Raw genomic sequence first — 13350 nt, 5'->3', positions numbered from 1 at the left:
GTGGTCACGCCTTACTGTTTTTATTATTGGGACAATGACGTGCGGGTGACGGGCGTCCAGGCCCCATAATCGTTAATCGTCTGGTAGCTCATGCTGCTCGCATGGCTGAAGGTGTCTGCCAGCGTCACGCTGGCTTTCGGCGGTACCATGACGGGCGATACCGGCCTGCCATCAATTTTCACGTTAATGGTGGTGAGGTAATACGGCGTTGGGTTGGTCAGCGTGACCTTGCCCGCGCGGTAGGCGCCGGCAAGGTTTTTCCATGCCTCCCCTGCACCTTCCCTGAGCCGCTCCGGGCGATAAAAGACCTTGATGCGGTTGGCAGAGGCGAATTGCAGCGAATTGCCGGAACCGTTTTTAACCTGCTGTGGGATAGCTTTGACCGTCATCCAGTACAGCGTCTCGCGATCGGATGGCAGGGCGTTGCCGCTGAACATGATTTTCACCGCGCTTTCGCTGGCGGGCTTCATGACGTACAGCGGCGGCGTGATGACGAAGTCGTTGGTACGGCTCCCTTTCTCGTCTTCCATCCATGACTGGATCAGGAACGTGGCATCAGGGTGGGTATTTCTTACCTGCATCATCATCTGCGTAGCCGCGCCTGCGTAGACCAGCCGCGTTGCGCCTAACCCCACGCCGCCTGCGTACACGGCGGATGAACATAACGTGCCAGCCAGACAAATCCATGTGTTTACGCGCATTGTGCGTCTCCTGAAAGCTGAGTCAGACCCGGTCAGCAGACCGGGCCTGAAGATTACGAATAGGTCACGGTGTAGGTGGCGACCGCGCTGGCATCACCCGCCGTGGCGTTGCCCAGTGGGGAGTAATATTTCGCGCTGAAGTTCAGGGTGTTCGCCCCCGCACGCAGGGGGATCGCTGCTGCCGGCTCACCCAGCCTGACGACGTTGCCCTGTTCGTCATAAAGACGGATAGCGACATGCTGCGCCGAGCCCGCGCCGCCGTTTACTCCCGCGGCCAGGCTATTGACATCGGTACTGTCCGGCGTACCGGTGAAGGTGATAGCCACGGTCGTTGCGGCGATGGGGTTATTTTCCGTGGACGCGGAGGTATCGGCGATTTCGCAATCCTCCAGCGTGATGGAGAAGGCTTTTGCGGTACTGGCTTCACTGCCTGCGGCAGCCAGCGTGGCGGTACGCACTTCCCCCATGTCGACGTCGATATTGGCGCTACCGGCGCTGATGGCACAGGCGGAGGTCACCACTTTACCGCTGAAGTTAACCGTGCCGCCGCTGGTGGTGGCGGCCAGTGCTGAGCCCGCTGGCAGCAGGGCGGCAATGCTTAATGCCAGCAGAGAATGGCAAGTAAGGCGTGCTTTCATTTCATAGTTCCTTGGTTTTTTTATTACGAGATTTGCTCTGAAAGCGGCAGGTCTAACTGGTTAAAAAGACCAGCAAATCTGTCTTATTCCTGAGCCCGAGTTTCCTTATCGCTGAGCTTTTTAAGGCGCTCACGCGGCGATAAGAAAGTTTCTCCAGTTCTGCGATGTAACGTATATCCAGTCCGTTCCTGAGTTCCTTTAATACCCTCCTTTCTCCAGGCGTCAGCGATAACGCCGCTGGCTGCTTTTGGGGCCGATAATGGCTATCGACCATTTTTGCTAGCTTTATCCGCCACTGATAAACCGTGTTCTGTAGCGAGATATAGGCATCAATATCTTCCCGGACCCATAACAGGGAATGGGCAGAGGTTGAGTACAGGCAGATCATCACTTCAGGGTGCGTGGCTTTGATTTTTTTTAAATATTTCAGTGAGTCATACCCTGTATGGTATTTCTCTGCGCCGGATATAAATAAGATATCGACACGAATCGACGACAGCGCCTTATCCAGTTCCTGATAACCTCCTTCGATGATAATGATGTGAAGGTCGTCGCGGATGCTGCTTAATAATGTTTTAATGCCGTTTCTTGCATAATGATCGCCGCCCATCAGTGCAACAGTTATATGCTGTGTTATTTGGCTATTGTTCGTCATGTTAATCCTCGATTTATAATAGTAATCAGGCGAATTATTTATAAGGTTATCGCCAGTATTCTCGAAGCAATGACGTATTGCATAGTGTAGGCCTACTATACGTCGGCCAATAAAGAGGTAATCTGAATTAATCTAAAATTGTATTAATTACTAAGATCGAGACCGGTTACGACGCTTCCCTCTGATTGGTCTTATTCCGCTTCGCTTTCTGTAAATTATGATAGCTTCTATTTTTAATGAAAATTTAGCTTTGATAAATGTTTTGTAAGGAGTTTGTCGTCTGGTGTCAGTGCGGGTGTGAAGTTGCTGACGGGGAATAACAATTTACGAATGTTATCATCGATAAAAACTGATAGAAAGGTGGCTGAAAAGCATACAAAAACCACATAAGTTATTGATATTGTTCTGGTTGAGAAAAGTTAAGGCTTAAGGGTGCTGAATATTTCAGACACGCATGTCCGTGGCGTACAATGTTTTTTTATGTAGGTATTTGTCAATGTCAAGAGGCGAGGAGTGCGCCAAAAGGTGAGGCTCTGATAAATGAGATGCTGCCGGTAGTGAGATACTTCTGTGGAGCGGAAATTCACTTCACAAAACATCATAATGAGGATGAGCGCGGATGAAGTGGCTCTGCAAGCCGCATTCTACAAGGGTTGAGTTCTTATGCAGGTTCAGTGAAGCTTAAGGGATGAAATATAAATTAAGATTTTTCGCCAATGGCGAAGATATACAGCATGCCGTTAATCAGTCACATTAATCCCGACGTGAATGTCATCCCATACATGCGGTGACCCAGGTTCAACATCTGTTAACCGGAGAATTCATACTGCCCCTATGCATAAGCATTACATTATAAATAATATCGTCGAATTTCATCCTGCGGCCAGCACGTTACGTGATATCAACAATCCTGACCGTGTGGTTGTGTTAAATTCGCCAGCAGGCCGATGCCTGTTGTTATTAATCGACAGAGCGGGGTCGATTGTCACTCAGCAAGAGTTCCTTGATGTTGTCTGGCAAAGCCGCGGCATGCTTGTCTCCTCCAATACCTATTACCAGAACATCTCCATCCTGCGCAAAGGGCTCAAAAAGATTGGTTTTGAAACTGACCCTATCGTTACCATTCCGCGGATTGGGTTGACGCTGGCAAGCGACACGCAAATAACCGTCAGAGAGTCTTCACCTGTCGCGTCTCAACCCGCAGAGGAACAATGTGTGGAGGCGCCAGCGATCGAGGAGGTCTCTGCATCCTCCGCGCCAGCAACGCCCGTTGCCAGGAAGCCCACGCGCTGGCTGGCTGTTGTCATGGGGCTATTGATCGTCCTGGCCGGGGCAGGCGTGACGGGATATATGAACGCCACAGAAAACCGTTTTGTTGAGGATTACCGTTTTGCGGCATCCGTCGGAGCCTGTCGCGTTTATCTTGCGAACGACATTCAGACTCACGCTGAACGCGCTTCCGCGCTGACCTATGTGGAACAATTCAAGGCTGAATGCGCGCAATATCCCTGGGTTTACATCAGCTGGTACGCTCTGCTTCCTCGTGCGTCGGTTATTCGCTGCGACCGGCCAATGAAAGAACCGAACCGCTGTATATCTGATTATTTCCTGAAGGATAGCTAGCATGACTCGTTTTCGGCAGATGCTGTATATCATCGTGACGGGCCTCGTCACCGCAGGCGTGCTGACGGGCTATTACCTGTGGCACCGAACTTACGTTCAGCCTTTTTCATGCCAGGCTAATCTGGTCCAGCACCATCCGGATGAGACGCTGACGGTCTGGCTGAATTACACCTTCGACGGGAAATTCGGCACCCTGAGCATGAATGGCCGGGCAAAGAGCGATCCGGGTAAAACCATCGACAGGAAAATTTCCTTTCGGGTGGAGAGACAAGATCATCTCTATTTGCTGACGTCAGAAAAAAATATGACGTTCCCGGACGATAATGTTGACGACAGCTGGCTGGAAAAATATGAACCGCAATTTTTTGTCTATCCGGGCAAGAGTATTTATATGCGGATCAATGAACAACATAATGGTAACTATATCTTTACCTTAGGAACATTACCGACATATGTGTGTCGTGGTTCAAAAAAAGAATGATATAAACGAGAAAAACATTATATTTTCCTCCCGTCTCATTTATGCTTGATTTAAAATATCAGCATTATCTTAGAAATATAAAGTGCGACAGATCATGTTGCGATAATGTAATTAATTTTAAATTTGGCAAGTAAATGAAAAGTGTATTTGACTCCTCCGATGGGGGAAAATCAGTACCGGAAAAGTGTCTGCATATTGGGTTGATATTATGGCCCCGTTATTCACTCCTGGCCGTCTCCGGATTGCTGGAGGCGCTGCGTTATGCAGCGAAAGCTCAGGATAAATTAGCATTTAAAATCAGCCTGATAAGTGAATTTCCTGATATCCCGATTATCAGCAATGCGGGGATTATCATGAGACCGGATTCCACCCATGCGCCGCCGGACAGTTTTAACTACCTTGCTGTTATCGGCGGTGAATTGCAGTATCTGGACTTAGGGTATCAGGGGGATAAAGCGTATCTGGCACATGCCCACCATGCCGGGGTTCCGCTCATTGGCATTGGCACCGGCAGTTTTGTCCTCGCACAGGAAGGATTGCTGAATGAACGACGAGCGTCCATCCATCCTTTCCACCTTGATGCATTTCGGCAGGCTTTCCCGCTGGTTTATGCTGAGCAAGGGTATGATTTCATCGACGATGGCGATGTGCTGACCTGCCCGGGCGGTATTTCCACCCTGACGCTGGCAACTGAGCTTATCCGCGCCCATGCCGGGGATGATATCGCCAGCACCACCTGTCAGCGTTTGTCGCTCGTTCCGCATGAAATTGCCACCCCACGTCCGGCGAATCTTGCGCTTATCCCTGACTCGCGGTTGCGCCGCGCCGTCATGCTGATTGAACAGTTCCTGACCCGGCCGCTCACCACCGCCGGGCTTGCGCGAGAAGTGGCATTGAGTGAACGCCAGCTCAACCGCCTGTTCCACGCAGAATTCGGCAAAACGGCCCGCGAATTTATCCGCAGCGCCAGGCTGCGCTATGCTTGCTGGCTGCTGAAGAACTCACAGCAAAGCGTGACGGATATTGCGCAGCGGATGGGGTTCAGCGACTGCGCGCACTTTATTCGTCATTTTCATACGGAGTACGGTTGTACGCCTGGCGTGTGGCGCACGTCGCAGAGCTGAATATCATTACATTGCTGCCCTGAAACTTTACTCAACCGGAATATCACCATGAAAATAGAAGCCGCACACCCTTCACAATTTGAACGCCTCGTCGCAGTCTGGGAGTCGTCCGTTCGCGCCACGCACCGCTTTTTGCAGGAAAGCGATATCGCGGCGCTGCGTCCGTTATTGCTCAACGCATATTTGCCTAATCTCAGGGTTGTGATTGCCCGGGATGACGTGGGTATTATTCACGGCTTTTTGGGCGTGGATAAAAATCGCAGTGAAATGCTGTTTGTGGATGATGCGAGCCGGGGGAAGGGTATCGGGAAAATGCTGCTGCAATATGCCATTGCAGAATTCGGCGTAAATGAAGTGGATGTGAACGAGCAGAATCCGCAGGGGGTGGCGTTTTATCGTTATATGGGGTTTGAGCAGGTCGGGCGCTCGGAGCTGGACGGGCAGGGGAATCCGTTTCCGCTGTTGCATATGAAGCTGAGCAGGAATACCGGGATTAGCGCTTAGCCTGCTTATCCCATTTTAATAAGCCGACAATATCTTTCTCACCTTCGACCTCTTTCAGCAGGCGCTGCTTTTTTTCATATTCGATGTATTCTGAGCACGCCTTTTCATCAGCCGCTTTCTTGCTGATTTTTCCTGCGCCTTCTAAAACGTCCCGGTCGTTGAATTGCAGGAACTGATCGAGCTTGGTTTGCCAGTCTCGTAAAAATACCTGCTTGCGGCGTTTGGCCTGATCTTCGGCAAAATCGAGCCACATATTAACGACGCGATTAAGCTCGCTCACCTCATCCTGAGACAGATAATTTTTTGCGGTGGTGACATCGCTTTTACGGACTTCTTCGCCTTTATAGCTGGTCAGCCCCATATGCGGTTGAGTGGCGTCCGCACGTTGGTGAATCAACTCAGCAGCGGTGTGCCCAGTGCAGGCAAAATGCAGTTTATTCTGGATGGTCTGAAAGAATTGCGTGGTTTCTTTGAGCGACGGCTGATAGTCAGCGGCTAATGCGAAAATCTCCCTCACGCGAAGATAGACCCGGCGTTCACTGGCTCGTATATCGCGGATGCGTTCCAGCATTTCATCGAAATAGTCAGGGACGGCGGAAGATCCCACAGGCGGATTTTTCAGGCGCTCGTCGTCCATAACGAAGCCTTTAACCAGGTATTCCTGTAGCGTTTGGGTGGCCCACTGGCGGAACTGTGTACCTCGCGTGGATCGGACGCGATAGCCGATGGCGAGAATGACGGGCAGGCTATAGTGAAGTGTGTTGCGATTGACCTTGCGCTGACCTTCTTGCTGAACTTGTAAGTAAGCCTTACAAGTTGCTTTTTGTTCAAGCTCACCTTCTTCATAAATAGCTTTAATATGCTGAGTAATAGCTTGAGGGGTGACCTGGTAAAGAGACGCAATGGCTGCTTGCGACAGCCAGAGTGTTTCATGTTCAAAGCGACATGTGATGCGAACCGTTCCATCATCACTGGCAAACATAACAAATTCGCCTACCGGGGATTGGATTACGTCTTTATCTGCCATGTCGCCTCCACATCTAATGCACCAGGCAGGTAGTATGCCAGAAACAGCCGCTAAGCCAGGTGGTTTGTATTTGATTTTGCGAGGCGCTTTCCAGCATGTGGAATTTGGATCGCTGCAAGCGCGTCCTCTATCTCAATAAGCTTTGCTTTCGTCCGTTTATAATCGTCCTGCAAACGCTGCTCCTGCTCGTTATACGCCACCAGAACGATGCATCCTTTCATGACCTTTACCGTGACCTGCTGCCCGGTATCAAACCCCGCCGCGCGCAGCCACTTGCCGGAAAGGATGATTTTTGGCGTAGATTTGTCGTAAACATTCGGGCGGTATCCCACAATTAACGAACGCTCGGTTCCGGATTGGTCGGTGTCTGGGGTAGAATGCGAATCAGCCATAATCAACTCCTTGATAGTTGGTGAGGTTAGACGCTCCGGTTGTGTTCCCGCACATCGGGGCGTTGAAATACAGGAGGTTTAGGTGGCCTCCTATATGTATCAGAGTAGATGGATAGGTGGCCTCATGTCAATCATATCGCGCGAAAAAAAACCAAAAGGCGGCGGGCAGTCTCCGCAGTTTAAGATGCGTATTGATCCGGCATTGAAGGAACAGTTGGATGCTGTGGCGGCTGAGGAAGGAGTGAGTCTCGCCAGCTGGTTGAAGGAACTGGCGAGGGAGGCGCTAGTCGCCCGAGGTGTCAAACCAAAGGGATAATATCGAGCTGTAATTAAATTCCATTTCGTGCAGATTTGATATCTAATAAATTGATGGTTTTTATCTTGTCATAATTTATAATAATAGAAAGTTTAGCTGGATATTTAAATCTCATTTCACTTATTCTGAATGTCCAAAGCATGATCTTCAAAAGTTCTTCATCACTAATGTTCTTATGCTCTTTTATTCGTGTGATTCCTGAACCAAAGATAGGAACAGATACATTCCTTTGAGCATATACTTTATTTACTTTATCCCAGAAGGTTATTAAAAAAGATAAATAATCTGGCATAGAAAGATATGCTTTATTGTTTTTATCAAAATGGCTGAAGGCAGTAAGTAAATAATCATCAATAACGCAAGTTGTTCCTAAAGAGTACTTTACTTTTTTCCCTACTCTTCTCTCATTATTAATACCTATTTTTTCTTCTTCTTCAAATTCATACTCAGTTATTATTTTGTCTAACTCATTAACCGAGTTAGGGAAGAACTTATTAATATATTGGCCGTTTAAAGATGTTGATGATATGATTTTTTCGTCAACCTTGGTATCAAAATACTCGTTAAATGCTATACATTTCAAACCGGGCTGTAAAAATAAGTCTCCAGTCTTAATTGAAACTTTACTACCTTCAACATCCAACTCAATCTCTTGAAGGTTATTAAAGTGCCACCATATTTTGCAGTAAAGTAAAAAAAGACACGCCGAAAAAACAGCGAATAAAATGATTTTTTTGTTCTCCGGTATATTAAAAAAAATTAATAAAACAGAGGCGAGTGTACTTATTGCTGATATATGCTTAGAGAACTTATCTCTCACTCTGCTATCGAAAAATTTTACTTTCTTCATGATAAAGAGTCCCAATAAACCGCATTATATAAAAACATAATGCGGTAAGTTATTAGTTATAGTAATATCCAATATTTTTAGCGGCGCTACCTAAAAAGAAGTCCTTATCTTTTAATGCTGATTGTACGAGTTCCTTTTTTAGAGGAATGTGCATTACTGGAACTTTGTGTTTAGAATCACGGAAAATTGGAAGCAGATCCCAAAGATTAGTTATTTTCTTCGTGAAGCCATTAGCATCATGTATATCTTCTTTATTTTCAAATTCTGGATATATTACTATTACAGGCAATGATAAAACATTTATAGCATAATCAACTTCTTCTCTTATCGCTCTTGAGTTGATGGTGGAAGAGCTTAAAAATAGAATTATGTTTTTTGAATTTTTAAGTCTTTGATGTAATCTCGGTTTAAGAGTTTTTTCCCAATCACTTCCATCCCGAACACTGTAAGTTGAGCTATGAGAATCAATAAATGGAAATGAGGCGTCAGCACCTTTCCATGATCTTAGTAAATTATAATATACAAAATCTTTAGTTGCATGTGCCCCTAATGAACTCTGATTAAAAGGCTCAGAAACATAAAAAGCACAATAATTCCCTTTTTGCTGAGACATATTTCACCTTAATGTTAAATCTGTTACCAGATTGTTTTAAATGCTACGTGTCCTGTTCAGTTAGCAGAGCATAGATATTAATAATCCTTTACCAATAAAATTTCAAAGCTTATTTTATATTGTATTCTGGTAGGTGAAAAAAGAGCACAAATAGTGCATTTTTAACAATTATAGGAAATATTAAATTTCATTAAGAGTAGAAGGAACATAGAGACGTAAGTGGAATTAATAAACCGAACGGATTAACAAGATTAGGAAAAATAGAATGATTTTGGCGGAAGATCACAGGAGTCGAACCTGCCCGGGAACGCTGGCGTCCCCAACTGGATTTGAAGTCCAGCCACCTCACCGGAGATGACGATCTTCCGCGCCTGCATTGCTACATGGAGGCGGGGCGCATTATAGCTACTTTCAGGCATTTACCACATACCCCACACCACTTTTTTCACCTCTCTTTTGACCTGAATCCCCCTGTTTCAGCTAATTCTTAAGAAAATCCTCAGGTTAGCATTTCGTGCTCATCAACTTTTATCCCGATCACAAAAAACAAGAAACGTAATCTCTTAACCAGAAAACGCAATACCCGCTCCTGAAACAATGGTTTAAAAAACGGTAACCGGTCTCAGCGCCCCCTACAGCGTGAAGGATAAAAATATGAGCGAAGTACTGTCAGTAAAAGAGAAGATTGGCTACGGCATGGGAGACGCCGCCAGCCATATCATTTTTGATAACGTTATGCTTTATATGATGTTTTTCTACACCGATATTTTTGGTATTCCCGCCGGGTTTGTCGGCACCATGTTCCTGCTGGCCCGCGCGCTGGATGCGATCTCCGACCCGTGCATGGGGCTGATTGCCGACCGCACCCGCAGCCGCTGGGGCAAGTTCCGTCCATGGATTTTGTTTGGCGCTATCCCGTTCGGCATCGTCTGCGTGCTGGCGTATACCACGCCGGACCTGAGCCTCAACGGCAAAATGGTTTACGCCGCCATCACCTACACGCTGCTGACCCTGCTCTATACCGTGGTCAACATCCCGTACTGCGCGCTGGGCGGCGTGATCACCAACGACCCGACGCAGCGTATCTCCCTCCAGTCCTGGCGCTTTGTGCTGGCGACGGCGGGCGGCATGCTCTCTACGGTGCTGATGATGCCGCTGGTGAACCTGATTGGCGGCGACGATAAAGCGTTCGGCTTCCAGGGCGGGATCGCCGTGCTGTCGGTGGTCGCGTTCCTGATGCTGGCGTTCTGCTTCTTCACCACCAAAGAGCGCATCCAGGTGCCGCCGAGCACCACCTCCATGCGTGAAGATCTGCGCGACATCTGGCAAAACGACCAGTGGCGTATCGTCGGCGTGCTCACCATCCTCAACATCCTCGCCGTCTGCGTGCGCGGCGGCGCGATGATGTACTACTGCACCTGGATCATGGGCTCGCCGGAGGTGTTCGTCGCCTTCCTCACCACCTACTGCGTCGGTAACCTGATCGGCTCCGCGCTGGCGAAACCGCTCACCGACTGGAAGTGCAAGGTGAGCATCTTCTGGTGGACCAACGCCGCGCTGGCGGTGGTCAGCGTGGCGATGTTCTTCGTGCCGATGCATGCCACCGTGCTGATGTTCGGCTTCATCTTCGTTATCGGCGTGCTGCACCAGCTGGTGACGCCGATTCAGTGGGTAATGATGTCCGATACCGTCGACTACGGCGAATGGACCAACGGCAAACGTCTGACCGGCATCAGCTTTGCGGGCACGCTGTTCGTGCTGAAGCTCGGCCTGGCGCTGGGCGGGGCGATGATCGGCTGGATGCTGGCAGGCGGCGGCTACGACGCGGCGGCCAAAACCCAGAACAGCGCGACCATCAGCATCATTATCGGCCTGTTTACCCTGGCCCCGGCGGTCTGCTACGTGCTGAGCGCCATCATCGCCAAACGCTACTACACGCTGAAAACCCCCTTCCTGACCAAAATCCTGGGCGAGCTGGCACAGGGCGCGCGCCGTAATCAGCAGGAATTTGAAACCCTGCCGGTCAGCAAAGAATTGCAGAATTAAGAGGACGAAAGCATGAAAATCAGTGATGGAAACTGGCTTATTCAACCGGGCCTGAACGTGACCTGTCCGGTTCAGGTGTTCGACGTGGAGCAGCAGGGCAATGACCTGGTGGTGTATGTTGCGCCGCGCGACGTGCGTGAGCGCACCTGGCAGCTCGACACGTTGATGTTCACGGTGCGTCTGTTTTCCCCGCAGGAAGGGATTGTCGGGGTGCGCATCGAGCACTTCCAGGGCGCGCTAAACAACGGCCCGCACTATCCGCTGAATGTTCTGAAAGACGTGAAGGTAGAGATCGAAAACAACGCCGATTTTGCCGAGCTGAAAAGCGGCAGCGTCAGCGTGCGCGTCACCAAAGGCGAGTTTTGGGCGCTGGATTTCCTGCGCAACGGCCAGCGCATTACCGGCAGCCAGCTGAAAAACAACGGCTACGTGCAGGACAGCAATACCGACCGCAATTACGTTTTTGAGCGTCTGGATCTGGGCGTGGGGGAAACGGTCTACGGTCTGGGCGAGCGCTTTACCGCGCTGGTGCGCAACGGCCAGACGGTCGAGACCTGGAACCGCGACGGCGGCACCAGCACCGAGCAGTCCTACAAAAACATCCCGTTCTATCTGACCAACCGCGGCTACGGCGTGCTGGTGAATCACCCGGAAAACGTCTCGTTTGAAGTGGGCTCCGAGAAAGTCTCTAAGGTGCAGTTCAGCGTGGAAGGCGAATATCTTGAGTACTTCGTGATCGACGGCCCGACGCCGAAAGAAGTGCTGAACCGCTATACCCGCTTCACTGGCCGTCCGGCGCTGCCGCCTGCGTGGTCGTTCGGCCTGTGGCTGACCACCTCCTTCACCACCAACTACGATGAAGCGACGGTGAACAGCTTTATCGACGGCATGGCCGGGCGCGACCTGCCGCTGCACGTCTTCCACTTCGACTGCTTCTGGATGAAGGCCTTCCAGTGGTGCGACTTCGAGTGGGACCCGGTGACCTTCCCCGATCCGGAAGGGATGATCCGCCGCCTGAAAGAGAAAGGGCTGAAGGTCTGCGTGTGGATTAACCCGTACATCGGCCAGAAATCCCCGATTTTCCGCGAGCTGAAAGAGAAGGGCTACCTGCTGAAGCGCCCGGACGGCTCCCTGTGGCAGTGGGACAAATGGCAGCCGGGGCTGGCGATCTACGACTTCACCAACCCGGACGCGTGCCGGTGGTACGCCGACAAGTTGAAAGGCCTGGTGGAGATCGGAGTCGACTGCTTCAAGACCGATTTCGGCGAGCGTATCCCGACGGACGTCCAGTGGTTCGACGGTTCCGATCCGCAGAAGATGCACAACCATTACGCCTACATCTATAACGAGCTGGTGTGGAACGTGCTGAAAGAGACGGTGGGAGAAGAAGAGGCGGTGCTGTTTGCCCGCTCCGCGTCCGTGGGTGCGCAACAGTTCCCGGTACACTGGGGCGGCGACTGCTACGCCAACTATGAATCGATGGCCGAAAGCCTGCGCGGCGGGCTGTCGATTGGCCTGTCCGGCTTCGGGTTCTGGAGCCACGATATCGGCGGGTTCGAAAACACCGCTCCGGCGCACGTCTACAAACGCTGGTGCGCGTTCGGGCTGTTCTCCAGCCACAGCCGCCTGCACGGCAGCAAATCCTACCGCGTGCCGTGGGCGTACGATGACGAGTCCTGCGACGTGGTGCGCCACTTCACGCAGCTGAAATGCCAGCTGATGCCGTACCTGTATCGTCAGGCGGCTCTGGCGCGTGAGTTCGGCACGCCGATGCTGCGGGCGATGATGCTGGAGTTCCCGGACGATCCGGCGTGTGACTATCTTGACCGTCAGTACATGCTGGGGGATTCAATGATGGTGGCGCCGGTGTTCTCCGAGGCGGGCGACGTGCAGTTCTGGCTGCCGGAAGGGCGCTGGACGCACCTGTGGCACAACGACGAAATCGAGGGTAGCCGCTGGCATAAGCAGCAGCACGATTTCCAGAGCCTGCCGGTCTATGTGCGCGACAACACGCTGCTGGCGCTCGGCAATAATAACCAGAAGCCGGACTATGCGTGGCATGAGGGGACAGCCTTCCAGCTCTTCAACCTGAGCGATGGCGCAACGGCGGTGAGTGAAGTGCCTGCGGCGGACGGTTCCGTGTTGTTTACGCTGAAGGCGTCACGTCAGGGCGACGTCGTGACCTTTACCGGCACGGGAGATGCGCAAAACTGGTCGGTGTGCTTGCGCAACGTGCAGAAGGTCGGCGGCGTAAAAGGCGGTTCACATGCGGGCAGCGAGTGGGGTGTGGTGGTGAAAGCCGAGGGGGATGAGGTGGTGGTTCACCTCTGAGCTGGAAAAATGCCCGGTGGCGCTTAGCTTACCGGGCCTACATGAGATC

14 protein-coding genes and 1 tRNA gene are annotated in these 13350 nt (G+C 50.7%); 7 read left to right on the top strand and 8 right to left on the bottom strand.

What is annotated here, in order from left to right:
- Nucleotides 1-23: 23 nt before the first annotated feature.
- From ACOTX1_RS11320 to ACOTX1_RS11310, 3 genes are read right to left on the bottom strand one after another with little or no spacing between them, the layout of a single operon-like run.
- Nucleotides 24-701 (bottom strand): fimbrial biogenesis chaperone, encoded by a 678-nt coding sequence (locus ACOTX1_RS11320; protein ID WP_023315122.1) that lies wholly within the window; start codon nucleotides 699-701, stop codon nucleotides 24-26.
- 53 nt (nucleotides 702-754) lie between these two features.
- Nucleotides 755-1339, bottom strand: coding sequence for a fimbrial protein (locus ACOTX1_RS11315; protein WP_023315123.1), 585 nt, complete (start codon nucleotides 1337-1339; stop codon nucleotides 755-757).
- A gap of 52 nt (nucleotides 1340-1391) precedes the next feature.
- Nucleotides 1392-1994, bottom strand: a complete 603-nt coding sequence (locus ACOTX1_RS11310; protein WP_022650132.1) for a helix-turn-helix domain-containing protein — start codon at nucleotides 1992-1994, stop codon at nucleotides 1392-1394.
- 834 nt (nucleotides 1995-2828) lie between these two features.
- Here ACOTX1_RS11310 and ACOTX1_RS11305 point away from each other — a divergent pair.
- From ACOTX1_RS11305 to ACOTX1_RS11290, 4 genes are all read left to right on the top strand, one after another.
- On the top strand, nucleotides 2829-3617 hold the full coding sequence (locus ACOTX1_RS11305; RefSeq protein WP_023315124.1) for a winged helix-turn-helix domain-containing protein: 789 nt from the start codon (nucleotides 2829-2831) through the stop codon (nucleotides 3615-3617).
- 1 nt (nucleotide 3618) lies between these two features.
- Complete coding sequence (locus tag ACOTX1_RS11300; RefSeq protein ID WP_017693981.1) at nucleotides 3619-4098, top strand: hypothetical protein; 480 nt, start codon at nucleotides 3619-3621, stop codon at nucleotides 4096-4098.
- Nucleotides 4099-4340: 242 nt separating this feature from the next.
- On the top strand, nucleotides 4341-5222 hold the full coding sequence (locus ACOTX1_RS11295; RefSeq protein ID WP_032634355.1) for a GlxA family transcriptional regulator: 882 nt from the start codon (nucleotides 4341-4343) through the stop codon (nucleotides 5220-5222).
- A gap of 48 nt (nucleotides 5223-5270) precedes the next feature.
- The gene (locus ACOTX1_RS11290) at nucleotides 5271-5726 is read left to right on the top strand and encodes a GNAT family N-acetyltransferase (RefSeq protein ID WP_023315126.1); all 456 of its coding nucleotides are present in this window, start codon (nucleotides 5271-5273) and stop codon (nucleotides 5724-5726) included.
- Here the strand turns inward: ACOTX1_RS11290 and ACOTX1_RS11285 are convergent.
- The gene (locus ACOTX1_RS11285; RefSeq protein ID WP_023315127.1) at nucleotides 5716-6753 is read right to left on the bottom strand and encodes a virulence RhuM family protein; all 1038 of its coding nucleotides are present in this window, start codon (nucleotides 6751-6753) and stop codon (nucleotides 5716-5718) included. The two genes, ACOTX1_RS11290 and ACOTX1_RS11285, sit on opposite strands and share 11 nt — an antisense overlap.
- 50 nt (nucleotides 6754-6803) lie before the next feature.
- Nucleotides 6804-7145, bottom strand: coding sequence for a SymE family type I addiction module toxin (locus ACOTX1_RS11280; RefSeq protein WP_006812446.1), 342 nt, complete (start codon nucleotides 7143-7145; stop codon nucleotides 6804-6806).
- 124 nt (nucleotides 7146-7269) lie between these two features.
- Here ACOTX1_RS11280 and ACOTX1_RS11275 point away from each other — a divergent pair, with 124 nt between their 5' ends.
- Nucleotides 7270-7461, top strand: a complete 192-nt coding sequence (locus ACOTX1_RS11275; protein WP_032634623.1) for a toxin-antitoxin system HicB family antitoxin — start codon at nucleotides 7270-7272, stop codon at nucleotides 7459-7461.
- A gap of 13 nt (nucleotides 7462-7474) precedes the next feature.
- On the opposite strand, the gene ACOTX1_RS11270 is transcribed toward ACOTX1_RS11275, so the two are convergent.
- The 3 genes from ACOTX1_RS11270 to ACOTX1_RS11260 all read right to left on the bottom strand — a co-directional run bounded on the left by ACOTX1_RS11270 (nucleotide 7475) and on the right by ACOTX1_RS11260 (nucleotide 9291).
- Complete coding sequence (locus tag ACOTX1_RS11270) at nucleotides 7475-8311, bottom strand: macro domain-containing protein (RefSeq protein ID WP_023315129.1); 837 nt, start codon at nucleotides 8309-8311, stop codon at nucleotides 7475-7477.
- 52 nt (nucleotides 8312-8363) lie between these two features.
- Nucleotides 8364-8924 carry a TIR domain-containing protein gene (locus ACOTX1_RS11265; protein WP_023315130.1) on the bottom strand — a complete coding sequence of 187 codons (561 nt, stop codon included), beginning with the start codon at nucleotides 8922-8924 and terminating at the stop codon, nucleotides 8364-8366.
- 272 nt (nucleotides 8925-9196) lie between these two features.
- Nucleotides 9197-9291, bottom strand: a tRNA-Sec gene (locus ACOTX1_RS11260).
- A 287-nt stretch (nucleotides 9292-9578) separates the two neighbouring features.
- Between ACOTX1_RS11260 and ACOTX1_RS11255 the strand changes: the two genes are divergently transcribed.
- A complete protein-coding gene (locus ACOTX1_RS11255; RefSeq protein WP_023315152.1) occupies nucleotides 9579-10970 on the top strand; it encodes a glycoside-pentoside-hexuronide family transporter in 1392 nt (463 codons plus the stop codon).
- Nucleotides 10971-10982: 12 nt separating this feature from the next.
- Entirely contained in the window at nucleotides 10983-13301 is a 2319-nt protein-coding gene (yicI, locus tag ACOTX1_RS11250) for an alpha-xylosidase (RefSeq protein WP_023315153.1), read from the top strand.
- Nucleotides 13302-13350: the final 49 nt, after the last annotated feature.

The sequence above is a fragment of the Enterobacter cloacae complex sp. IR5401 genome (genome assembly GCF_049238425.1).
GTDB lineage: Bacteria > Pseudomonadota > Gammaproteobacteria > Enterobacterales > Enterobacteriaceae > Enterobacter > Enterobacter hormaechei_C.
This window is presented reverse-complemented; position numbering and strand designations above follow the sequence as displayed.